17 protein-coding genes are annotated in these 22,674 nt (G+C 67.9%); 11 read left to right on the forward strand and 6 right to left on the reverse strand.

Features of this window, described 5'->3' with window-relative positions:
• Window positions 1–13: 13 nt before the first annotated feature.
• Genes ACWPXK_RS03225 through ACWPXK_RS03240 form a run of 4 tightly spaced genes read right to left on the reverse strand, consistent with a single transcriptional unit; the run spans window position 14 to window position 5,463 of the window.
• A complete protein-coding gene (locus ACWPXK_RS03225) occupies window positions 14–1,714 on the reverse strand; it encodes an ABC transporter family substrate-binding protein (RefSeq protein ID WP_454194501.1) in 1,701 nt (566 codons plus the stop codon).
• A gap of 13 nt (window positions 1,715–1,727) precedes the next feature.
• Window positions 1,728–3,572, reverse strand: coding sequence for an ABC transporter ATP-binding protein (locus ACWPXK_RS03230; protein WP_454194502.1), 1,845 nt, complete (start codon window positions 3,570–3,572; stop codon window positions 1,728–1,730).
• The gene (locus tag ACWPXK_RS03235) at window positions 3,569–4,489 is read right to left on the reverse strand and encodes an ABC transporter permease (RefSeq protein ID WP_454194503.1); all 921 of its coding nucleotides are present in this window, start codon (window positions 4,487–4,489) and stop codon (window positions 3,569–3,571) included. The genes ACWPXK_RS03230 and ACWPXK_RS03235 overlap by 4 nt, the downstream gene beginning before the upstream one ends.
• Window positions 4,486–5,463 (reverse strand): ABC transporter permease, encoded by a 978-nt coding sequence (locus ACWPXK_RS03240; protein WP_454194504.1) that lies wholly within the window; start codon window positions 5,461–5,463, stop codon window positions 4,486–4,488. Before ACWPXK_RS03240 ends, ACWPXK_RS03235 begins: the two co-directional genes overlap by 4 nt.
• A 153-nt stretch (window positions 5,464–5,616) precedes the next feature.
• Here ACWPXK_RS03240 and ACWPXK_RS03245 point away from each other — a divergent pair, with 153 nt between their 5' ends.
• Window positions 5,617–6,456 carry an HAD family hydrolase gene (locus ACWPXK_RS03245; RefSeq protein WP_454194505.1) on the forward strand — a complete coding sequence of 280 codons (840 nt, stop codon included), beginning with the start codon at window positions 5,617–5,619 and terminating at the stop codon, window positions 6,454–6,456.
• Between the two features lie 257 nt (window positions 6,457–6,713).
• On the opposite strand, the gene ACWPXK_RS03250 is transcribed toward ACWPXK_RS03245, so the two are convergent.
• A complete protein-coding gene (locus ACWPXK_RS03250) occupies window positions 6,714–9,125 on the reverse strand; it encodes an N-acetylmuramoyl-L-alanine amidase (RefSeq protein WP_454194506.1) in 2,412 nt (803 codons plus the stop codon).
• 337 nt (window positions 9,126–9,462) lie between these two features.
• Here ACWPXK_RS03250 and ACWPXK_RS03255 point away from each other — a divergent pair, with 337 nt between their 5' ends.
• The 3 genes from ACWPXK_RS03255 (at window position 9,463) to ACWPXK_RS03265 (ending at window position 12,600) form a co-directional block, all read left to right on the forward strand.
• Window positions 9,463–11,139, forward strand: coding sequence for a SpoIID/LytB domain-containing protein (locus ACWPXK_RS03255; RefSeq protein WP_454194507.1), 1,677 nt, complete (start codon window positions 9,463–9,465; stop codon window positions 11,137–11,139).
• A gap of 126 nt (window positions 11,140–11,265) precedes the next feature.
• Window positions 11,266–11,772 carry a hypothetical protein gene (locus tag ACWPXK_RS03260; protein WP_454194508.1) on the forward strand — a complete coding sequence of 169 codons (507 nt, stop codon included), beginning with the start codon at window positions 11,266–11,268 and terminating at the stop codon, window positions 11,770–11,772.
• 63 nt (window positions 11,773–11,835) lie between these two features.
• On the forward strand, window positions 11,836–12,600 hold the full coding sequence (locus tag ACWPXK_RS03265) for a MerR family transcriptional regulator (RefSeq protein ID WP_454194509.1): 765 nt from the start codon (window positions 11,836–11,838) through the stop codon (window positions 12,598–12,600).
• Between the two features lie 165 nt (window positions 12,601–12,765).
• Here the strand turns inward: ACWPXK_RS03265 and ACWPXK_RS03270 are convergent, their stop codons facing one another.
• Entirely contained in the window at window positions 12,766–13,410 is a 645-nt protein-coding gene (locus tag ACWPXK_RS03270) for a TetR/AcrR family transcriptional regulator (RefSeq protein WP_454194510.1), read from the reverse strand.
• Window positions 13,411–13,518: 108 nt separating this feature from the next.
• On the opposite strand from ACWPXK_RS03270, the gene ACWPXK_RS03275 reads away from it, so the two are divergent.
• From ACWPXK_RS03275 to ACWPXK_RS03305, 7 genes are all read left to right on the forward strand, one after another.
• Window positions 13,519–14,241, forward strand: a complete 723-nt coding sequence (locus tag ACWPXK_RS03275; RefSeq protein WP_454194511.1) for an SDR family NAD(P)-dependent oxidoreductase — start codon at window positions 13,519–13,521, stop codon at window positions 14,239–14,241.
• Window positions 14,242–14,489: 248 nt separating this feature from the next.
• Entirely contained in the window at window positions 14,490–15,719 is a 1,230-nt protein-coding gene (glf, locus tag ACWPXK_RS03280) for a UDP-galactopyranose mutase (protein ID WP_454194512.1), read from the forward strand.
• A 7-nt stretch (window positions 15,720–15,726) separates the two neighbouring features.
• Window positions 15,727–17,661, forward strand: a complete 1,935-nt coding sequence (locus ACWPXK_RS03285) for a glycosyltransferase (RefSeq protein ID WP_454194513.1) — start codon at window positions 15,727–15,729, stop codon at window positions 17,659–17,661.
• Window positions 17,662–17,735: 74 nt separating this feature from the next.
• Window positions 17,736–18,296, forward strand: a complete 561-nt coding sequence (locus tag ACWPXK_RS03290; protein WP_454195422.1) for a phosphatase PAP2 family protein — start codon at window positions 17,736–17,738, stop codon at window positions 18,294–18,296.
• A 1-nt stretch (window position 18,297) separates the two neighbouring features.
• The gene (locus ACWPXK_RS03295) at window positions 18,298–19,224 is read left to right on the forward strand and encodes a decaprenyl-phosphate phosphoribosyltransferase (RefSeq protein WP_454194514.1); all 927 of its coding nucleotides are present in this window, start codon (window positions 18,298–18,300) and stop codon (window positions 19,222–19,224) included.
• Between the two features lie 4 nt (window positions 19,225–19,228).
• Window positions 19,229–21,154, forward strand: a complete 1,926-nt coding sequence (gene zomB, locus ACWPXK_RS03300) for a flagellar motor control protein ZomB (RefSeq protein ID WP_454195423.1) — start codon at window positions 19,229–19,231, stop codon at window positions 21,152–21,154.
• 228 nt (window positions 21,155–21,382) lie between these two features.
• Window positions 21,383–22,450, forward strand: coding sequence for an alpha/beta hydrolase (locus ACWPXK_RS03305; protein ID WP_454195424.1), 1,068 nt, complete (start codon window positions 21,383–21,385; stop codon window positions 22,448–22,450).
• Window positions 22,451–22,674 lie beyond the last annotated feature (224 nt).

Below are 22,674 nucleotides of genomic sequence, written 5' to 3' on the forward strand. Positions count from 1 at the left end.
CGCTGCTGCGTGTCTACTTCAGGAAACCAATTCTGGTGTAGTCGTATGAGGCGAGCCCGGGGGACCCGTAGTTGGCGATGTCGGCGCGGATACCGAAGTTTCCTTCGGACTGGGTCAACGGCAGCGAGTGGCCCTCCTCGAAGACCGCGCGGTCGACCTGGTTGGCGAGTTCGATGGCCTTCGCCGGATCCAGCTCCGACAGGGTGCGGTCGATCAGGGCGTTCAGCTCCGGCGAGCCTATGCGTCCGTAGTTACCCTGCAGGTTGTCGGGGTGGTAGGCGTAGATCTGCGGAATGCTGCTGAGGGGGAACGCGTCGCCGGAGAAGATGAACTGGGCGGCGTCGAAATCGCCGGGCTGGATCACGTCAGTGAAGTAGCCCGCGCCCGGCTTGGTGTCGATCACCAGCCCGACGCCGATCGCGGCCAGGTTCTGCTGGATGATCTGCGCGATCTGCACCCAGGTGGGGTCGTTGTACATGACGTCGCGGATGACCAGCTTGCGGCCGTCCTTCTCGCGGACGTCGCCGACCAGCTTCCAGCCCAGATCGTCGAGTTCCTTCGCCGCGGCCGCGGGGTCGTAGCCGAGGCTGTTGTCCCGGTAGCCCTCCTGTCCTTGCAGGAAGATGTGGTTGTTCAGCGGTTTCGGGTTCTCCACCAGTCCGTTCTGGGTGGCGGTGGCGATGCCCTGGCGGTCGATGGCCTTGGCGATGGCCACGCGCAGCTTCGGATCGGCGAGGATGGAACCGGGCGCGCCGTTGAACGTGATGTGCCGCCAGCGATTGCCCGGCGCCCGGCGGACCACCAGTCCGGAGGTGTTGCGCACGGTCTTGACGTCGTCGATCGTGCTCAGGCGCACCGCGTCGAGTTCGTTGTTCTGCAGCGCGCCGACCCAGGCCGCGCGGTCGAGCACGCTGTAGGTGATGGTGTCCAGCTTCGGCTTGTCGCCCCACCAGTTCGGGTTGCGGGCCAGCACGATGCGGCCCTGGCTGCGATCGGTGGACTGGACCAGGAACGGGCCCGCGGTGGGTCCCATGTGGTCGACCAGGCTGTGGTTGAACGAGTCGGGATCGGCGGTCACCGACTTGGGGAACAGCGCCATGTTCCCGGCGAACTGGCCGCGCCATTCGGCGTAGTGCTGCTTGAACGTGATGATCGCCTGCCGGTCGTCGACGCCGCGCTCGACCTTCTCCACTCGGTCGAAGCCGCTGGTGATGGCGATCAGGAAGCGTTTGTCGGCGCCGCTGAGCGCGTTGGCCTGGGAGCGGATGTCTTCCCAGGTGATCGGGGTGCCGTCGGACCAGACGGCCTTCGGATTGATGGTGTAGGTGACCTGCTGCGGGTCGGTACCGATCAGCTGGACGTCGGTGAAGTAGTCCTTGTTGACGGCGAGCTGCCCCGCGGCGTCGGTGTGGAACGCGCGTGGCATCAAGGGGCGCTCGATGTCGCCGATCTCGCCTTCGTGCCCATCGTTGGACAGCGTGTTCCAGTTCGCCGGGAACGAGGTGGTGGCCAGGCGCAGGTTGCCGCCCTCGCGCAGCTCATCCCGATGTCGCGGATTGATGTCGCTGGTGGTGCCGAGCGCGTCGGACAGACCCTTCGCCGATTCGGCGTCGTCCGCGCCGCAGCCCGCGACCACGAGTGCGAGCGCGACGAGCGGAACCGCCCAGCGCGCCGGGCGCGGCCTGGTGCGGCTTCGGGTCGATCGGATCCGCATCGCGCTGTCCTTCCTAGCGGCTGACCGCCGGTACCGGCACGGCATCGATCAGCGCACGGGTGTACTCGTGCGCCGGCGCCGCGAAAATCTGCTCGGCGGAGCCATATTCGACGATCTTGCCGCGGTACATGACCGCGATGTCATGGGCCAGATTGCGAACCACGGACAGGTCGTGTGAGACGAACAGGTAGGACAGCCCGCGCTCGGTCTGCAGATCGCGCAGCAGGTTCAGCACACCCGCTTGGATCGAGACGTCCAGCGAGGACACCGGCTCGTCCAGCACCAGCAACTCCGGATCCAGCGCGAGCGCGCGGGCGATGCTGATGCGCTGCTTCTGGCCGCCGGAGAAGTCGGCGGGGTAGCGGTCGGCGTGTTCCGGGCGCAGCCCGACCTGCTCGAGCAACTCCGGGACCCGGCGGGCGATCTCGGCCCGCGAACGCCCGTCGATGCGCAGCGGCTCGGCGAGCGCGTCGAAGATCGGCAGGCGCGGGTCGAGCGAGGCGGTGGGGTCCTGGAAGACGATCTGCATCTTCCTGCGGATCTCCCGCCTGCGCGCCCTGCTCAGCGACGCGACGTCGCTGCCCATGATCTCGATGCTGCCCGCCTGGGGGCGAACCAGATCGAGAATCTGAGTGAGCGTGGTGGACTTCCCGGAGCCGGACTCGCCGACCAGCGCCAAGGTTCGTCCGGCCCGCACCTCGAAGCTGATGCCGTCGACCGCCCTGATCTCGCCCGTGCGGCGGCGCAGCACCACACCGGAGGTGATCGGGAAGACCTTCACCAGGTCGGAGACCCGCAGCACCACCTCGGAGTCCACCTCGGCCTCGGCCTCCGGCTCGGAAATCTCGCTGCGGTAGGCCTCGAACAGCGCGTCCGTGCCGACCTCGCTGGTGCGGATGCAGGCGGCGGAGTGCCCGGGATCGGTCGGCTCCAGAGGCGGTTCGGCGGCCCTGCACTCATCGATCGCGACCGGGCAGCGCGGCGCGAACGTGCAGCCCGGCGGCAGCGCGTGCATGGCGGGCGGCGCACCGACGATCGGGATCAGCGGACGGCGCGGGGGACCGTCCATCCGCGGAATCGAGCCGAGCAGTCCCACGGTGTAGGGCATTCGCGGCGCGCTGAACAGTTCGGTGGTGGCGGCGGTCTCGACGATCCGGCCCGCGTACATCACGGCGACGCGGTCGGCCAGCGTGGCGGCGATGCCCATGTCGTGGGTGATCATGATGACGCCAGCACCGGTGATGTCCCGTGCCTTGCGCAACAGGTTGAGGATCTGCTTCTGCACCGTCACGTCGAGCGCCGTGGTCGGCTCGTCGCAGATGATCAGCGCCGGATCGTTGGCTATCGCCATCGCGATGACCACCCGCTGGCGCTGGCCGCCGGAGAATTCGTGCGGGAACGCCTTGGCCCGCACCTCCGGATCGGGGATGCCGACCAGGTCGAGCAGTTCCACCGCCCGCTTCGCGGCCTCGGACTTGCTCATCTTGCCGTGCGCCAGCAGGGCTTCCGCGATCTGGTCGCCCACCCGGTAGACCGGGGTGAGCGCGGACAGCGGGTCCTGGAACACCATGCTGATGGAACTGCCGCGCAGCTGGGACAGCTGCCGGTCGCCGAGCCCGATCAGCTCGCGGCCGCGGAACCGGATGGAGCCGGTGATCCGCGCCTGCTCCGGCAGCAACCCCATCACCGCCAGCGAGGACACCGACTTACCCGAACCGGATTCGCCGACGACGGCGAGCACTTCACCGTCGGACACCGTGTAGGTGACCCCGCGGACCGCGTCGATCCGGCCCTCCTCACTGGGGAAGGAGACGTGCAGATCGGTGATCTCCAGCAGCGGTGTGGTCGAGTGGGTCATGCTTTCGCCTTCTTCTTCGACCGCGCTCGCTTGGCGCCGGGATCGAACGCGTCGCGCAGTCCGTCGCCGACCAGGTTCGCGCACAGCACGGTGATGATCAACAGACCACCCGCGAACAGGAACAGCCACGGATAGGTCAGCGCCGACTTGGTGCCCGTCGCGATCAGCGAGCCGAGCGACACGTCCGGCGGTTGCACGCCGAATCCCAAGAAGCTCAGTCCTGTTTCGGCCATGATCGCCGAGCCGACGGTGAGCGTGGTGTCGATGATCAGGATCGAGGCGATGTTGGGGATGATGTGGCTGAGGATCACCGTGCGGGTGGGCGCGCCCATATACCGTGCGGCGCGGACGAATTCGCGATCGCGCAGGCTCAGCGTCAGGCCGCGCACGATCCGCGCGGAGATCATCCAGCCGAAACAGGACAGCAGGATGATCAGCAGCAGAATGGATCCGCTGCCCTTGGTGCGCGGCGCGAACAGCGCGATGATGATGAAGCTCGGGACCACGAGCAGCAGGTCGACCAGCCACATGATCGCGCGATCGGTCCAGCCGCCGAGCAGCCCGGCCAGCGAACCGGCGGTCGCCGCGATCGCGGTGGAGAACAGCGCGACGCACAGGCCGATGATCAAGGATTTCTGCAGGCCGCGCAGGGTTTGCGCGAGCACGTCCTGGCCGATCTGAGTCGTGCCGAACGGATGGTCCAGGCTCGGCGGCTGGAGCAGCGCGGTGTAGTCCAACTGCTGGTAGTCGTACGGCAGCACGGGCGGGAGCGCGAAGCTGGCGACGAACAGCAAGATCAGAACAATGCCGCCGGCGACGGCCGGTTTGTTGCGCAGGAAGCGTCGCAGGACCAGCTTGCGCCGTCCGGTCGCGGCGACTTCGGGAGCGCCTTGGACGATGATTTCGGCTTCCGTCATCCCACACGCACCCTGGGGTCGAGAATCGCGTACACGATGTCGGAGAGCAGGCCGGACACCAGCACGACCAAGCCCGCGAACGCGGTCACCGTCACCACCACGTACAGATCCTGGGCATTGATCGAATCGACCAGCCATTCGCCGACACCGTGCCAGCCGAAGATCTTCTCGGTGAACGTCGCGCCCGTGATCAGGGCGCCGAGGCTGTAGGCGAACAACGTCGCCATCGGGATCAGCGCGGTGCGCAGGCCGTGTTTGTACAGCGCTCTGCTGCGGGTGAGGCCCTTGGCGCGGGCGGTGCGGATGAAATCGCTCTGCAGCACGTCGAGCATGGCGTTGCGCTGGTAGCGGCTGTAGCCCGCCATGGCGCCGAGCGCCAGGGCGGTCGTGGGCAGGATCAAGTGCTGGACACGGTCGAGCAGTTGCGCCCAGAAGCCCTCGATCCTGGTGGCCGACGTCTCGCCGGTGTAGAGGAAGATCTGCTCGCCACTGACCGAATTGACCTCCAGCGCACCGTATTTCAGCAGCGTCGCGAGCAGGAACACCGGTGTGCTCAAGACCAGCAGCGACACCACCGTGGTGAAGTAGTCGCTGAATTTGTATTGCCGGATCGCCCCCGCCGCGCCGATCAGAACCCCGAGCACGGTCCCGACCAGCGAGCCGACGATCAGCAACCGCAGACTGACCGCCACCCGCCGCGGCAGCTCCGCGCTCACCGGCTGACCCGCCAACGTGGTGCCGAAATCGCCCTGCGGGATGCCCTTGATCCAGGTGAGGTACCGCTGTGGAATCGGATCGTTGAGGTGCAACTCCTCGGCCTTCGCGTCGATCACTGCCTGCGGCGGTCGCGGGTTGCGTTGTTCGAGACTGTCCAGGGGCCGGAACGTCAGGGACGCCAGGCTGAACGTCAGGAACGAAGCCAGCAGCAACAGCACGACATAGTTGAGCGCGCGTCGTAGCAGGAAGCCGGTCATCAGTCCTCTGGTCTTTCGGCTGGACGAGCCAGCGTCGGTATTAGCCCCCGATCATAAGGACGTGCTTGCCTGCGCGCGTGCCACGTGACGTTCGGGCATGTCCGATCCCGATCCGGCGACGGGCCGGGCGGTGGCCACGGGTTGTCCGGCAGGATGGAAGAGGTGAGGCCCTTGCACCTGCCCAAGCCGAAGATGGTCGCCACCGATGTGGACGGCACGCTCATCGATCACGACGAGCGGGTCACCGCGCGGACCAAGGCCGCGGTGGGAGCGCTGATCGCGGACGGTGTGCCGTTCGTGCTGGCCACGGGGCGTCCGCCGCGCTGGATCGCGCCGGTCGTGGAGGGCCTGGGCTATGCGCCGTTGTGCGTGTGCGGCAACGGCGCGGTGGTCTACGACAGCGCCGCCGATCGGGTGCTGGCCAGCCAGACGTTGGACGTGGCGACGCTGGCCTGGCTCGCCGATGTCGCCGAGCGGGCGCTGCCCGGCTGCGGTCTCGCGGCGGAACGGGTGGGCGAGAGCGCGCACGACGCGGTGACGCCGCAATTCGTCAGCTCGCCGCAGTACGAGCACGCCTGGCTCAACCCGGACGACACCTCGGTCGCCCGCGAGGAGGTCATCGACGAACCGGCCATCAAGATGCTCATCCGGCTACCTGGCGCGCGCAGCTCGGATATGCGCACGGTGCTCGCTCCGCTGATCGGGGAGCGCGCCGACATCACCTACTCGACCGAGCACGGCCTCATCGAACTGTCCGCACCCGGCATCACCAAAGCCTCGGGTCTCGCGGTCGTCGCACAGCGTCTCGGCGTGGACGCCGCCACCGTCGTCGCCTTCGGCGACATGCCCAACGACGTGCCCATGCTCACCATGGCCGGTCACGGCGTCGCGATGCGCAATGCCCACCCCGAAGCCATCGCGGCCGCCGACGAGATCGCCGAATCCAACTCCGATGACGGTGTCGCCCGCGTCCTCGAACGCTGGTGGGTCTGAGCTGTACTCGATTTGCGGCGGCGCGTGTTCGCGGCCCCCTTATGGCTCGCGACTGAGCGAGCGCCACTGGCGACTGCGTCGCGGACGCGACGGCCGGTCTGGTTGTCCCTCCGCGCGTGCTTGGCGGGGCCCGCTCGCGTTGTGACGGAGACGTGCTCGGAGCCCGCGGTGGCGGGCTCCGAAGCGGTTGTGATGTACGGGTTTTGGGCGGCTCGGCTTGCGTCGGATGGGGACTCGGCGGATGCCGGGCCGGAACGTCATGGTTGGCCGAAGGTCCCCGGGTCTGCCGGATCGGCAGATGCTGGCGTGTCGCTCGAATCCTGGCCCTCGGCGGGGGCGGGGGTGGGGTCGGTGGGTGCTGATCCCTTGCCCACCGGGGCAGGGCCTGCGGGTGCAGGGTTCCCTTTGTCGATCGTGTCCGGAGTGTCGGGGGACTGGGCACCGACCTGGGTTCGGGTGTCGGGAACCGGGGGGCTCGCGGGTGCGGGGAAAGCGGGAGATGCGGCACCCTCAGGGGCAGGGACGTTCGCCGGAGCCGGAGCCGCGACCGGGCTGTTTCGGTTCAGTTCCTCCCGGTAGATGTCGTTGTAGGTCTTCCACACGGTGGTGACGATGCCGGTGAGCTGGTTGAGGATCAGTGAGCCGTGCTGGAAGTCGGCGCGCAGGCCGTCGGGGACGGGGTAGGCGTTGTGCAGCGGGAGTCCGAGGATGCCGGCGTCGGCGCCGAGTTGCAGGAAGCGGTCCAGGATGGTGCCGAGCACCTCGACGACTCGGCCGTCCGGCACGGTGTAGACGTAGCCGTTGGTGAACTTCGCGTACTGCTGGCCTTGCGCGGCGGGCAGTACCTCCGACTGCGCGGCGCCGAGCGGTCCGTTCGGTCCGCCCGACAGCGACCAGTGCCTGGCGATGATGTTGTCGTGCACCATGTTCAGCAACTTGGTGGTCAGCTCGGCGAGGGCCGCCACATCGGTGCTCGGCGCGGTCGGACTGTGGAACCCGCTGGAGGCGCCGGGCGCACCGGCGGCGATGTCGCGGATCCGGTCCATCAACGCGTACGCGGCTTCGCCGGGACAATTGGTGTTGCCGACATCGCGGTGTGCGAAGACGATCGGCAACCGCACGGCCTCACCCTGCGCGAACGGGGTGAACGACGTCCCCTCGGAGTACATCGTGGTGTAGCCGTTGGGATTCAGCCCCGCGACCTTGGTGCGCCAGCCCACGAAAGCGCCGGTCGCGTCGATCGCCTCCTGCGTCGGTTGGGTGGATTCGTAGTCGCCCATCAGCGCGACACCGGAGGTGTTCTCGTTGAACCCGCCTGCGTGCGCGCCCTGCACCGGCCGGTCGAGGCCGCCGAAGCGTCCTTCGAAGACCTGGCCGTACTTGTCGACCAGCGCGTTGTACCCGATGTCGCACCAGCCCAACGTTTTCGCGTGGTAGGTGTAGATCGCGCGGACGATTCCGGCCGACTCGGACTTGCTGTAGTCGTTGCGCCCGGCGGTGTGGTGCACGGTGACGCCGCCGAGGCCGTCGTCGTAGGTCGGTTCGTCGCAGCGGATCGATTCGTCCGCGCCCCACTGGGCCCGTGTGATGACGGGCGGCCCGCCGCCGGGCAGTGCCGCAGCCACGTTGTGCAGCGAATCGTCGATGGCGCCGTGTCCGGGATCGATGAGCACGGCGGTCAGGTCGGTGGTCTGCTGGGTGACATCGTCGGATCCGGGCTGCGTCGGCTCGCCGAGGCGGGGATCTGACGGCTGGGTGGAGTCGACGGGATGGGGGTCGGTCTGCTGGGCGGGATCGGCGGAGTGCGGGTCGGTCTGCTGGGCGGGGTCGACAGAGTGCGGGTAGGTCTGGACCGGATCGTCCGCGATCGCAGCGGGCTGCGCCACTGGCTCCACCTGCGACGCCGAGGCTTGATTCCGCGTGACCAGCACTTGGACCGCTTTCGTGTTGCCGACGTAGATCGGCTCGGTGCCGTTGGTCGCGCCCGGACCGGAGCGGTCGGTGCGGTGGGTGTCGACCGGTTCGGTGTCGTACCAGGGCCCCCAGGTGCCGTCGGGTTGCCGGGCTCGGATCGTGGCCTTGGTGTTCGCCAGTTCCTTGGCGGTGAGCGCGACCATGCTGAAGGGGGTGTCGCGGGAGAGTTCTTTCACCTGTGCCCCCACTTGGCTCATCAGTTCGGGGGTCACGGCGCCGGGCGATAGCGCTGGAGTGTCGGGAGTGGTGCCGGGCTGAAGCCGGTCGGGTTCTGCGATGAAGCGCACGCTGCCGGGTGCGCGCTCGGCATTCACCGGAGCGGGCGAATTCGGGCTGTTGGACGTTCGACCTGGGATTATCTCGGGGCCGGAGGTTTGGTCGGGATCTATTCCGGGTATCGGTATTCGCTCGGGTAGCCGCACGCCGGGCGGTTGCGGTAGTCCGTCCGGCACCGGAATGGATTCCGGAATCGGCAGCATGCGCAGGTCGGAAAGGCGCAGATCAGGCAGGTCCAATCCGGTGAGTTCGCGCAGCGGCAGGACGATGTCGGGTGCTTTGGTGAGCGCGACCTCGGCGAGTCGGGCCGCTACGGCGGCCGGTCCGCTGTCGTTGGCGGCCTGGTAGTCGGTCGAGTCGCTGAGTGTGAGCGTGACGAGCGGCGCCGCGACCGCGAGGGTGGTGACAACCGGGAGCACGTAAGAACGTTTCGGTTTGCGGTACCGCACGAGCATCTCCAATCAGGTCGAACCGGTGAGCACGAGCAATTCGGCGTTACTACCTGATGTATCAATGGTCACAATAGCCACAATTGTCACAGTCTAAACCTCTACTTGAGAATTATGTTTGCTTGAATGTAGCTCTCGGATTGTGACCGGCGGGGGACGACATGCCGACCGGTATCGACTCGCCGGTCGCGGAAACCGTGGGAGTGAAGCGATGCACCGGAATGCAGGAGTGCGGAGATTGGCGAAGGGTGTGGTGCGAACCATCCGCGGTGCCGAACCCCGCGCAGTGCGGAGTCGGCGGGCGCTCATGCGGTCGACGCCGCGTCCGGTGTCGGTCGGCGGAGCCGCGCTGCTCACCGGCGCCGTGTTCGTGCTGTCCGGCTGGCCGGGTGACGCGCCATATCGAACGGTGGCCGGGCCGGGACATGGGCGCGGCATGAGCCAGGTCGGCGCGTTCGAGAGCGCACGGAACGGGTGGGTGGCCGAACGCATTCTCACGCACTATTACCCCGGCGCGGCGCTCGCCACCATCGCGCCCACCGCGCTCCGGGTTCGCCTCATGGCGCGGGACGGCTCATCCCTGGACGCCTTTGCCGCCGCGGGTTTGCGGGTGGCGGGCCGCGAGGTCGCGCCCGGTCAGGTGGCGCATCTGACGCCGCTGCCCGGCGGCGGCGCGAACGTCGTCGTGACGGTCGGCTGCGACGGTGAGGTGCTGTGGCAGGCGGCGACCGACGACCCGTGGATCCACCCGCTCGATCCCCGGCCGAATCGTCCTGCGGCCGAACATCTCACGCTGTGCGGGGGGCCTGCGTATCGCGGCGCGCTCGGTGTCACCGTCGAGGACGGCGTGCCCCGCACGGTCAACCAGGTGGACGTCGAGGACTATCTGCTCGGCGTGGTCCCGGCCGAGGTGCAGGCCAACTGGGCGGACAAAGGCGCGGCCGAGGCACTGCGAGCGCAGGCGATCGCGGCCCGCTCGTACGCACTCGCCGAGCAGCGTTATCCGTACGCGCAGACCTGTGACACCACCGACTGCCAGGAGTACCCCGGCACGGCGAGGGAGGATCCGCGAGCGGCCGCGGCCGTCGCCGCTACCGCGGGCAGGGTGTTGCTGCGGGATGGCCGGATCCTGCGCACGGAGTATTCCGCCGCGCCTGACGGTGGAGAACCCGCGGACATCTACACCTTCGATGTCGGCCCCGCGCCGCGCGAGCTGCTCGCGACCGCACCGCCCGAGGATCCGCACAAGCAGGCGTCCGGCACAGAATCCGCGATCGAGGCCGAGTACCGCCGGATCGGCGGCGCGACCAGCGCGGTCGGCACACCGATCGGCCCGGAGATGCTCCTGCCGCAACAGGCGGGCACCTACCGGCTCTACACCAACGGCGTCATCATCGCGACGCCGACGCTCGGCGCCCAGGTGGTCGACTTCACGACGCTGTTGCAGTTGGTGCCGGATCCTCCTAATGCGCAGGCGATTCCGTCCACCGAACAGGCTGCCGATGCGCCCAGCGCTGACGCTGCGCATTCATCTGGAGGTGCGCCCCCTGCTGCCGGTGCGCCCTTTGCTGCGGGTGCGCCCTCTGCTGCCGGTGCGCCCTCTGCTGCCGGCGCGCCCCCTGCTGATGATGCGCCCTCTGCTGCCGGTGTGCCCCCTGCTGCCGGTGTGCCCAGCGCTGACGCTGCACCCAGTGTTGACGCTGCGACTCCGCCTGGTGCTGCGCCTCCCGCTGGTGGCGCGGTTTCGCCTGGTGTTGCGCCTCCAGCTGATGGTGCGGTTTCGTCTGGGGCTGCGCACCCGTCGGCAGCCGCGACTCCGCCTGCTGCATCAGTGCCGCCCGTGAATGCCGTTCCGCACGGTGAGTCCAAGCCCTCCTCGTATGCGGTTCCGCCTAGAGATACCGCGCCTGCCGGTTCGGTTCCGTCCGGGGGTACGGCGCCTGCCGGTTCGATTCCGCCTATCGCCGTGCCACCTGCCGAGTAGCAGTCCGACCCTCGAGTCTGCCCAGCCGATGGCCAGGCGAGGCCGCCGCGGGCGATTCGCTCGGGCTTCGCTCGCAGATGTGTTGTTCCTCCACAGACCCGGTGTGGCCGCACACCTGCCGGAGTCGTGGCCGCGCGACACCGATCGTTGCTCGGCGCCGTCGCGCCGGTCTTCGCGCTCGTCATCGCGACCGCCGCGTTGAGCGAAAACCCCAGCGGCCGCAAGCTGCTCGCCGGCGTAGTCGGCGTCGCGCTCGTCGTGCTGCGTGCCAACGCGCAACTCGACACCGTCGGTGTGCTCGCCGGTCTCGCGGCCGCGGCTGCCATGGCCGCGGGCACCGTGCTGACCAAGAAGTGGGGGCGTCCCGATGGCATCACGCGGGTGCCCGCCACTTCGGCGGCCTTCCTCGGCTTGCTCAGCCCGGTGTCCGCCGCGGTGATCGGTTGGGTCGGCGCTCGGGCAGGCGCTCACCGCGCTCCAGGTGCTCGGCATGGTGATAGCGCTGGGCGTGACCCTGCTCGGCCAGACGGTAGGTGCTGCGAAGGTCGCGATCCGCCCCGTCGCACCCCCGTCTCGGCCGAGCCCGGCTCGGGCGTCGCGCTGACTGCCGGAATCTCGGCGAATAAGTCTTGACCTTGACGTAACGTCAACTTGCATGCTGGTTGCACCGACGAGACAAGAAGGGAGAACGCGGTCATGACCATGGTCACCGGCGAATGGTCCATTCAGGATCTGGCGAAGGCGGCCGGTACCACCAGCCGCACGCTGCGCCACTACGGGCAGCTCGGGCTGTTGCCGCCCAGCCGGATCGGCGCCAACGGGTATCGCTACTACGACCAGGACTCCCTCGTGCGGCTGCAACGCATCCTGCTGCTGCGGGAACTCGGCCTCGGCCTGCCGGTCATCGCCGAAGTCCTTGCCGGAGAACAGGACACCGCCGCCGCGCTGCGCACGCACCTGGACTTGCTCCGGCAGGAACAGGATCGGATCCGGCGCCAGATCGAGTCGGTGCAAACCACGCTGCACAAGACGGAAAGAGGTGAACAACTCGTGGCAGCAGAAGTTTTCGACGGCTTCGACCACACGAAGTACAAGGACGAGGTGATCGAACGCTGGGGCAAGGAGGCCTACGAGAGCGGCGACCGCTGGTGGCGCTCGATGTCCGACGCGGACAAGAAGGCCTTCCAGCAGACCCATCTCGATATCGCCACGGACTACGGTCGTGCGCACGCGGCCGGGGTCGCGGTGGACAGCGACGAGGTGCAGGCCATCGTCCAGCGCCACTACGACTGGATCGGCGTCGGCTGGCAGGGGCGGCCGGTGGTGAAGGAAGCCTTCATCGGCCTGGGCGAGATGTACGTCGCCGACCCGCGTTTCGCGGTGAACTACGACGTGCACGGCGCCGGCACCGCGGAATTCGTACGCGACGCGATGAAGGTCTACGCCGAGCGGAACCTGTAGATCGCACCTGACCGACGGCCGGTACGCGAAGTATGCGTACCGGCCGTCGCCGTTGGAGCGCTACCGATTTCCCTGTGCGGGACGGACTTCGCCTGGACCGGGGCGGCGCAGTCGCGACCGCGCCGGGCTTGGTCGCCGCAGCGTCATGGGGGAACGCGAACGCCGTCAGGAACGATCGTCGCTGGAGGGCGCACGTCCGAGGGCGCTCATCAGTTGGTCTTCGGTGATCGGGGGGACCGGGAGCGGATGGGCCGCCTCCGCGCGCAGGCCGTCGAGCACCAAGGCGAGGTGGCGGCGCCAGGCTTCGGGGGCAACGTGGCTGGTCGCCTCCACGATCCTGGTATGCGACCAAGTGATGAAAGCGATGTCCTCGAGCACCCAGTCGGGGCGCAGTACCCCGGCCTGCTGTGCGCGCGCGATGATCCGCCGCATCAGGCCGTGGCCGTACTCCTGGGCTTGCGCGATGGCGCGGCTGGGCGCCGCGCGGACGGCGAGCTCGCTGAGCAGGCGGTCGGCGGCTTGCAGCGCGCAGACCTGTTCCACCAAGTAGACGAACGACTCCCACGGGTCATCGATGGCCAGCGCGTCTTCCGCGATGCGACTACCCGCCTCGATCCGATCCTCGACGGCGGCGGCGATGAGGTCGTCGCGGGTGGGGAAGCGGTTGTAGAGGGTGCCGATGGCGACCCCGGCCCGGGCGGCGATCTCCTTCAGCGGCGCGTCGAGGCCGCGTTCCTCGAAGGCGGCACGGGCGGCCGTCACGAGAGCGTCCCGGTTGCGCTGGGCGTCGCTCCGTAACGGTTTGTCCACGGCCCGATCCTACAAATCGGCCGACCGGAATAAGTTGAGCATAGGTTCAAGTTAATGCTATGGTCGGCACGAACTTGAACCATCTCTCAACTTAATCAGGAGCGGAAAATGTCCAAGACCATCGCGATCTTCGGGTACGGACCAGGTCTCGGCGTCGGAACCGGACGCCGATTCGGACGCGAAGGGTTCCGGGTGGCCGTGATCGGGCGCGATCCGGACAAAGCGCGGCGGCACGCGGACGAGCTGACCGCCGAGGGCATCGAAGCCGCCGCATTCCCCGCGGACGTCACCGATGCGGCGCAGGTCACGGGCGTGGTCGGGAAGATCGAGGCGACCTTCGGCCCGATCGACGTGGCGATGCACGGCGCGGCAGGCGACATCGCCACCCGGACTCCGTCCACCATGGAGGTGGATGTCCAAGCGCTCGATATTCCGATCGCGCTGAAGCTGCACTCGCCGATCCTGGTGACGCGGGCGCTGGCGCCCGGCATGGTGGAGCGGGGCGACGGCGCGCTGCTGTTCTCTTCGGGTTCTTCCGAGCGCCACCCGTTGCCGTATTTGGCCAACTTCGGCGTCGCCCTCGCCGCGCAGCGCGGTTACCTGCGCCAGCTCGCGGTCGAACTCCAGGGCACGGGCGTCTACGTCGGGGTGCTCAATATCGGTGCGCTGATCGACGGAAGTAAGGCCGCGCAGCTCGTCGACGAGCACCCGGAGCTGGTTCCCGACGGAGTCGAGATCGTCCGGATCGGCAGTGACGAGCTCGGCGACCACTACTGGCGGCTCTACACCGAGCGGGACAAGGTCGAGCTCGACGTGGGGTTTGCTGCCTGATGTCGCTCGGGTGCGGCAAGACCCCTTGATCAGGCCGGAACCGGCGCGGGACGTGACGCGGGAACCGGGCAGCACGCAGCCCGACCGTGCAGCCAACATCGGCTCGGTTGCCGTAGAGACCCCTTTCGGCAAACATCCGGCGAAATTCGGAGGTCCCCGGCGTGAAACCGGGCCTTGCAGCAGTGCCGCCCAGCGCAGGTTCCGACTCCACCAGGACACCGCCGGGACTTCCGATACTCTGGGCTCCCGTGACCGTCGCATCGTCCCCGGGTAACTCCGTCAATTCCGCCTCACAGTTCGATCTGATCGTCGTCGGCTCCGGATTCTTCGGGCTGACCGTTGCCGAACGCGCCGCCACCGTGCTGGGTAAACGGGTTCTGGTGATCGAGCGCCGCCACCACATCGGTGGCAACGCCTACTCCGAGCCGGATCCGGAAACCGGGATCGAGATCCACAAGTACGGCGCGCACCTGTTCCACACGTCGAACAAGCGGGTCTGGGACTACGTCACGCAGTTCACCGAGTTCACCGGGTACCAGCACCGCGTGTTCGCGATGCACAAGGGGCAGGCCTACCAGTTCCCGATGGGCCTGGGTCTGGTCTCCCAGTTCTTCGGCCGCTACTTCTCGCCGGAAGAAGCGCGCAAGCTGATCGCGGAGCAGGCGTCGGAGATCGAGACCAAGGACGCGCAGAACCTCGAGGAGAAGGCCATCTCGCTGATCGGCCGCCCGCTCTACGAGGCGTTCGTGCGCGACTACACCGCCAAGCAGTGGCAGACCGACCCGAAGGAACTGCCCGCGGGCAACATCACCCGCCTGCCGGTCCGCTACACCTTCGACAACCGCTACTTCAACGACACCTACGAGGGCCTGCCCCGCGAGGGCTACACGAAGTGGCTGGAGAACATGGCCGCCTCCGATCTGATCGAGGTGCGGCTGAACACCGACTGGTTCGAGGTCCGTGAGCAGTTGCGCGCCGAGAGCCCGGACGCGCCGGTCATCTACACCGGCCCGCTGGACCGCTACTTCGACTACAGCGAGGGCGAGCTGGGCTGGCGCACCATCGACTTCGAAACCGAGGTGCTGCCGGTAGGCGACTTCCAGGGCACCTCGGTGATGAACTACAACGACGCGGACGTGCCCTACACCCGCATCATCGAGCCGCGCCACTTCCACCCGGAGCGCGACTACCCCGGCGACAAGACCGTGATCATGCGGGAGTACTCCCGGTTCGCGCAGAGCGGCGACGAACCGTACTACCCGATCAACACCCCGGAGGACCGGGCGAAGCTGCTGGCCTACCGCGAGCTGGCCAAGAACGAGACCGCGAGGGCGAAAGTCGTCTTCGGCGGCCGGCTGGGCACCTACCAGTACCTGGACATGCACATGGCGATCGGCAGCGCGCTGAGCATGTTCGACAACGTGCTGCGCCCGCACCTGGAAGACGGCGCGGCGCTCGTGACCGACCAGGAGGCATAGGAGCAGAATGACCTCCCAATCCATCTTGGCAGAGCAGACCACCGAGACCCGGGCGAAGTCGCTGCTACAGCGCATCATCCTGCCCCGCCCCGGCGAACCGCTGGACGTGCGCACTCTCTACGTCGAGGAGTCGGCCACCAACGCCAAGCGCGCGCACGCCACCACCCGCACTTCGCTGTCGATCGGCGCGGAGTCCGAGGTCTCGTTCTGCACCTACTTCAACGCGCTGCCCGCGAGCTACTGGCGGCGCTGGAGCATCCTGTCGTCGGTGGTGCTCCGGCTGGAACTGGCCGGCCACGGCCGGGTCGACATGTACCGGTCCAAGGCCGACGGCTCGCGCATCCACGTGCAGGGCAAGGAGTTCGCGGTCGCGAGCGGCGCCGACTCGGTGGTCGTGGAATTCGAGACCGACCTCGGCCCGTTCGAGGACGGCGGCTGGATCTGGTTCGACATCACCACCGACACGGCGGTCGCGCTGCTGTCCGGCGGCTGGTACGCACCGGTCGAGGCGCCCGGCGACGGCAGCATCGCGGTCGGCATGCCCACCTTCAACCGGCCCACCGACGCGGTGAAGACCCTGGCCGCACTCGGCTCGGACCCGCTGGTGCTGGAGAAGATCAAGGCCGTCATCATCCCCGACCAGGGCACCAAGAAGGTGGTCGACGAGCCCGGTTTCGCGGAATCGGCCGCGGCGCTCGATGGCAGGCTGGCCATCCACGACCAGCCCAACCTCGGCGGTTCCGGCGGCTACAGCCGGGTCATGTACGAGGCGCTGAAGACCACCGACGCCGAGTACATCGTCTACATGGACGACGACATCGAGATCGAGCCGGACTCGATCCTGCGCGCGCTGGCCTTCGCCCGGTTCGCCAAGTCGCCGGTGCTGGTCGGCGGCCAGATGCTCAATCTGCAGGAGCGCTCGCACCTGCACGTCATGGGCGAGGTGGTCGACCGCGGCATCTTCATGTGGACCGCGGCGCCGAACGTCGAATACGACCACGACTTCTCCAAGTACCCGCTCAAGGACCGGGACAACTCGAAGCTGCTGCACCGGCGCATCGACGTCGATTTCAACGGCTGGTGGACCTGCGTCATCCCGCGCCGCGTCGCCGAGGAGCTCGGCCAGCCGCTGCCGCTGTTCCTGAAATGGGACGACGCGGAGTACGGTCTGCGCGCCCGCGCCGCCGGGTATCCCACCGTCACGCTGCCCGGCGCGGCCGTGTGGCACATGGCCTGGAGCGACAAAGATGACGCCATCGACTGGCAGGCGTACTTCCACCTGCGTAACCGCTTGGTGGTCGCCTCGCTGCACCTGCCGGGCAACGGCCGCGGCATGGTCGTCAACACGGTCAAAGCGACCCTGAAACACCTGCTCTGCCTGGAGTATTCGACGGTCGCGATCCAGAACCTGGCCATCCGCGACTTCCTCGCCGGGCCGGAGCGGTTGTTCCAGCTGCTGCCCAGCGCCTTGGGTGCGGTGCACGAACTGCGCAAGCAGTACCCGGACGCGGTGATCCTGCCGTCGTCCACCGAACTCCCGCTGGCCAGTCACATCGGCGTCGGCGCGGTGGCCGAGCCCGCCAACCCGATCGCCAAGGTGACCCGGCTGGCCAAGGGCGTGGTGCACAACTTCCGCCCCGCCCGCACCGAGCACCACGAGACTCCGCAGCTGAACGTGCCGACGCTGGACGCGCGGTGGTTCCTGCTCTCCCAGGTCGACGGCGTCACCGTCACCACGGCCGACGGCAGGGGCGTCGTCTACCGCAAGCGCGATCCGCGCCAGGCACTGGGCCTGTTCAAGGAGGCGATGCGCCTGCGCAAGGAGCTGGCCGCCCGGTTCCCGGAGATGCAGCAGCGCTACCGCGCCGCCCACCCGCAGCTGACCAGCACCGCGGCGTGGGAGAAGGTCTTCGGCATCGACACGAAGGATGGACAGCAGTGAGTCTCGGAGCGAGCGCGGCCGACGACGCGGCGGTGCACCTGCCGCCGCAGAGCGCGAACGGCCACGGCGGCCCGGTGTACGCGGAACCCGCGCAAGCGTCGGCGGCGCCGCCCGAGGTCGCGATCATCAACGCCGTGCAGGCCGCCCTGGGGAGCAAGCCGGCGGTGGTGTCCGCGGCGCGCGGCATGTCGCACTTCGGCGAGCACGCGCTCGGCTGGGTCGGCATCGCGGCAGCCGGCTGGTTGCTGGACAAGCCGCGGCGGCGGAAGTGGGCCGGTGTCGCGGTCGGCGCGGTCGGCGCGCACGCGGCCTCGATCGTCATCAAGCGCGTGGTCCGGAGGCCGCGCCCGAACGATCCGTCGGTGCAGGTCAACGTCGGAACGCCGAGCAAACTGAGTTTCCCGTCCTCGCATGCGACCTCGACTACGGCGGCGGCCGTGTTGCTCGGCAGATTGACCGGGCTACCCTTGCCTGCGGTGCTCGTTCCCCCGATGCTGCTTTCCCGAGTGGTCCTGGGGGTGCACTATCCCTCCGACGTGCTCGCCGGTTCCGCGCTCGGTGCCGCGTCCGCCGCTGCCCTGCTTGCCGCCGAAAAGAGACTTGATAGTGACCGGACAAGAAAGAGCCTTGGTTGACATGAGTGAAGAGCCGACCGGCGCCGACCTAGCCGAGGCCGTTGTCAAGGGCCCGCCCAAGACGCTGGCCGGTGGTCTGTTCAAGGCGGTCCGTCCGCGGCAGTGGGTCAAGAACGTCCTGGTGCTGGCCGCGCCGCTGGCCGCGGGCACGGCCACCGATGTGGACGTGCTCGCGCATGTGGGTGTCGCCTTCGTGGTGTTCTGCATGGCCGCCTCGGGCATCTACCTGGTCAACGACGCGCTCGACGTGGAGGCCGACCGGGCCCATCCGACCAAAAGGTTCCGGCCGATCGCCGCGGGCGTCGTCCCGGTGAACCTGGCCTACCTGCTCTCGACGCTGCTGTTGGCCGGGTCGGTCGCGGGCTCGTTCCTCGCGTCGTGGCATCTGGCCGTGGTGATGGCGGTCTACATCGGCATCCAGCTGGGTTACTGCTTCGGCCTCAAGCACCAAGCGGTGCTGGACATCTGCATCGTGTCCTCCGGCTTCCTGCTGCGCGCGGTGGCGGGCGGCGCGGCGGCGAGTATCCCGCTGTCGCAGTGGTTCCTGCTGATCATGGCCTTCGGGTCACTGTTCATGGCCGCGGGCAAGCGCTACGCCGAACTGCAGATCGCGCTGGGCACCGGGGCCAAGATCCGCAAGTCGCTCGAGTACTACACCCCCACCTACCTGCGCTTCATCTGGACGCTCGCCGCGACAGCGGTAGTGGTGTTCTACGGGCTGTGGGCGTTCGAGCAGGACGCCAAGAACGACACCGAGTGGTTCGCGATCTCGATGATCCCGTTTACCATCGCAATCCTGCGTTACGCGGTCGACGTCGATGGGGGCGAGGCCGGTGAACCCGAAGAGATCGCACTGGGGGACCGCGTCCTGCAGTTCCTCGCAATTGCCTGGATCGGAGCGGTAGGTGTCGCTGTCTATCTCACCTGACGAGATGCTGGTAGCGGGGCGAACGGAATACGCGGGGGAGCGGCCGGCCGATGAGGCGGCGCGCTCTGTGTCGCGCTTCGCGCGCCTATCCAAAGCCACTTTCGTCGGTGGGATCGCGCTCACCGTCGTCCTTTTCGCGATCGGAGGCTGGCAGCGGCGCTGGATCGCCGACGACGGCCTCATCGTGTTGCGTACCGTGCGTAACCTGCTGGCGGGCAACGGCCCCGTCTTCAACAAGGGTGAGCGCGTCGAAGCGAATACCAGCACGGCCTGGACGTATCTGGTGTGGTTCTTCAGCTGGCTGACCCAGGCGCGGCTCGAGTACGTGGTGCTCGGTGTCGCGCTCACGGTGTCGCTGGCCGCGGTGGTGTTCGCCATGCTCGGCTCGGCGCGGCTGTGGGGCGGGACCGGCGCCGGGCTGCTGCTGCCCGCGGGTGTGCTGGTCTACATCGCGCTGCCCCCGGCCCGCGATTACGTCACCTCCGGACTGGAGAGCGGTCTGGTGATCTGCTGGATCGGCCTGCTGTGGTGGCAGCTGATGCGGTGGAGCCAGGCGAAATCGGTTCGGCTGCCCGGCCTGCTCGGCCTGGTCTTCCTCGCCGGGCTCGCCCCGCTGATTCGTCCGGAGATGACGCTGGTCGGTGCCTTCGCACTGTTGATGATCTTCCTGGCGCCCATGCCGGAGAGCAGGGTGCGCCCGATCGTGCTGCGCGCGGTGATCGTCGCCGTGGCCGGGCTGGTCCCGATGGGCTATCAGATCTGGCGCATGGGTTACTACGGCCTGCCCTACCCGAACACCGCTGTCGCGAAGGACGCGGGCGGCGCCAAATGGGGCCAGGGCTTCACCTACCTCTGGGATCTGGTCGGCCCGTACTTCCTGTGGGTGCCGCTGCTGGTGCTGTTGATCGCCGGTGTGGTCGCCGCCCGCGCGCGAGCGGGCCGGACAGCGCACGCCGACCGCGACGAGGCGGGCGGCCGGGTCAGGAATTGGCTGCGGTCGCCCGGCGCGGTGGTCACCATGGTCCTGGTCAGCGGGGTCCTCCTGACTTTGTACGCGCTGCGGGTCGGCGGCGACTTCATGCACGGCCGGATGCTGCTTCCGCAGCTTTTCCTGTTCGTGCTCCCGGTCGCGGTGCTTCCGATCCGGGTGCCCGCGGGCGGTGTGCGCGCGACCACGGCCGATTGGTCCTTCGCGGTGCTCGCGGTCGCACTCGTCGGCACCGCGGGCTGGGCGCTGTTCGCGGCGAGCACCACCGCCATCAAGACCGGTACCAAGATCACCTCGACCGGCATCGTGGACGAGCGCGTCTACTACGTGCTCAACACCGGTCACGACCATCCGATCCTGGCCGAGGACTACCTGGACTACCCGCGCGTCCGCGCGATGGTCAACGACATCGCGGCCACCCCGAACGGCGGTCTGCTGCTCAACTCGCCGTCGTTCATGTTCTGGTACATCGCTCCGCCGCCGCAGCCCATTCCCGTCGGCGGCGCCGGGCACACGGTCTACTTCCTCAATCTGGGTATGACCAGCATGAACGTCCCGCTGGACGTGCACGTGATCGACCCGATGGGCCTGGCCTACCCGCTGGCCGCGCACACCGACCGGCTCACCGACGGCCGGATCGGGCACGACAAGAGCCTCTACCCGGACTGGGTCGTCGTGGACACCGGCATGGTCGACAGGAAGCCGTGGATGCCCTGGTACCTGGACGAGAAGTGGGTGACCCAGGCGCGTACCGCGATGTCCTGCCCGGACACCCAGGCGCTGCTGATCTCCTCTCGCGATCCGCTCACCTTCGAGCGTTTCCGGCACAACGTGCGCCACGCGCTGCGGTTCGCGAAGTACCGCATCGACCGGGTGCCGAAGTACGAGATCCAGCGCTGCGGACTGGCCGATCCGTTCCCGCAACCGGTCGCGCCGCGCTGAATTGCTGAAGCGGATGGGCCCGGCGCAGTACGCTGCGCCGGGCCCCAACGCGCGAGTTCGGTAAAGTGGCGTACGCCGCTTTATCTCTTTTTGATAACGCCCGCGCATCGATACCGATATAGGCTACGACCGTAGGCCCGGCCGTGGCGTCCACCGGTCGTGGGCATCGGCGAGGGTAACCGTATGGACGGCTTGCCGCTGTCGCTGTGGAACGAGAGGTTGAAACTGATGCGAGGCGTGATCGGGCGTCGTCCGAATACTCGAAGAGCAGGCTCCTGGCTCAAGCGGTCCATGCTGGTATCGCTGGCTGTTCTGCTCCCGCTCGGGGCGTCGGTGGCAGGCCCTGCCGCCCCGGCGTCCGCCGCGTTCAATCCGGACGGCTTCGACTTCTGGGTCGATTCCGAAATGGGGCCGATCAAGTCGCGCATTTTCCGTGCGGCCGACGGCAACACCGGGCGCGTGGTGTACGCGCTGGACGGCATGCGGGCGCGTAACGACCTGAGCGGCTGGGAGATCGACACCGAGGTCGCGCGCGAGCTGACCAAGTGGAACATCAACGTGGTCATGCCGGTCGGCGGTCAATCCAGCTTCTACGCCGACTGGAACGGTCCGAGCGACTTCTTCGGTCTCGGCAGCGCCGGCTCCTCCTCCAGCGGTTCGGCGAATTCGGGCTCCGGCCTGCTGACCGGTTCCGCGGGTGGCCCTGGCAAGACCAGCACCTACAGGTGGGAAACCTTCCTCACCAAGAACCTGCGCTGGGCGCTGCGCGACCGGCTCGGCTTCAACCCGAACGGCAACGGCGTGTTCGGCCTGTCCATGGGCGGCAGCGCCGCGCTCACCCTGGCGGCCTACCACCCCGACCAGTTCCGTTACGCCGGTTCGTACTCCGGGTACCTGAACATCTCCGCGCCGGGCATGCGCGAGGCCCTGCGCGTCGCCATGCTGGATGCGGGCGGCTACAACATCGACGCCATGGCGCCGCCATGGGGCCCGCAGTGGCTGCGGATGGACCCGTTCGTGTTCGCGCCGCGGCTGAAGGCCAACAACACCCGTCTGTGGGTCTCCGCGGGCAGCGGCCTGCCGAGCGCGGCGGACGGCCTGAGCTTCAACACGGTCAACGCGATGGGGCTGGAGGCGCTGGCGCTGGCCAACACCCGCGCGTTCCAGGTCCGGATGCTGACCCTCGGCGCGGGCAATGTCACGTACGACTTCCCGGCCGTGGGTGTGCACAACTGGAACTACTGGGCCGACGAGGTCTACCGGATGATCCCGGACCTGTCCGCGAACATCGGGTAAGCAGCCAGTAGCGAACCACCGACCGCCCTGTACCTCTGGTACAGGGCGGTCGGTCTTTTTCTGCGGTAGTCCTGGATTTTCTCGGCAACGAATATGAAGACGAAACGCTTCGGTGGTTGTGCACTGGATCACTATCCAGCAACATGAAGGCATTCGTTCCCGATTGATACGTGAACGACATGCATCGAGGTCGATTCGTCCACTTCGTGACTGACATCGGTATC

This window comes from Nocardia sp. Marseille-Q1738 (assembly GCF_965283145.1).

What these genes read in the sequence shown, in the direction of transcription:
- ACWPXK_RS03225 (WP_454194501.1), bottom strand. Translation starts at nt 1,714, where the DNA reads ATGCGGATCCGATCGACCCGAAGCCGCACCAGGCCGCGCCCGGCGCGC.
- ACWPXK_RS03230 (WP_454194502.1), bottom strand. Translation starts at nt 3,572, where the DNA reads ATGACCCACTCGACCACACCGCTGCTGGAGATCACCGATCTGCACGTC.
- ACWPXK_RS03235 (WP_454194503.1), bottom strand. Translation starts at nt 4,489, where the DNA reads ATGACGGAAGCCGAAATCATCGTCCAAGGCGCTCCCGAAGTCGCCGCG.
- ACWPXK_RS03240 (WP_454194504.1), bottom strand. Translation starts at nt 5,463, where the DNA reads ATGACCGGCTTCCTGCTACGACGCGCGCTCAACTATGTCGTGCTGTTG.
- ACWPXK_RS03245 (WP_454194505.1), top strand. Translation starts at nt 5,617, where the DNA reads ATGGAAGAGGTGAGGCCCTTGCACCTGCCCAAGCCGAAGATGGTCGCC.
- ACWPXK_RS03255 (WP_454194507.1), top strand. Translation starts at nt 9,463, where the DNA reads ATGCGGTCGACGCCGCGTCCGGTGTCGGTCGGCGGAGCCGCGCTGCTC.
- ACWPXK_RS03265 (WP_454194509.1), top strand. Translation starts at nt 11,836, where the DNA reads ATGACCATGGTCACCGGCGAATGGTCCATTCAGGATCTGGCGAAGGCG.
- ACWPXK_RS03275 (WP_454194511.1), top strand. Translation starts at nt 13,519, where the DNA reads ATGTCCAAGACCATCGCGATCTTCGGGTACGGACCAGGTCTCGGCGTC.
- ACWPXK_RS03285 (WP_454194513.1), top strand. Translation starts at nt 15,727, where the DNA reads ATGACCTCCCAATCCATCTTGGCAGAGCAGACCACCGAGACCCGGGCG.
- ACWPXK_RS03295 (WP_454194514.1), top strand. Translation starts at nt 18,298, where the DNA reads ATGAGTGAAGAGCCGACCGGCGCCGACCTAGCCGAGGCCGTTGTCAAG.
- zomB (WP_454195423.1), top strand. Translation starts at nt 19,229, where the DNA reads ATGCTGGTAGCGGGGCGAACGGAATACGCGGGGGAGCGGCCGGCCGAT.
- ACWPXK_RS03305 (WP_454195424.1), top strand. Translation starts at nt 21,383, where the DNA reads ATGCGAGGCGTGATCGGGCGTCGTCCGAATACTCGAAGAGCAGGCTCC.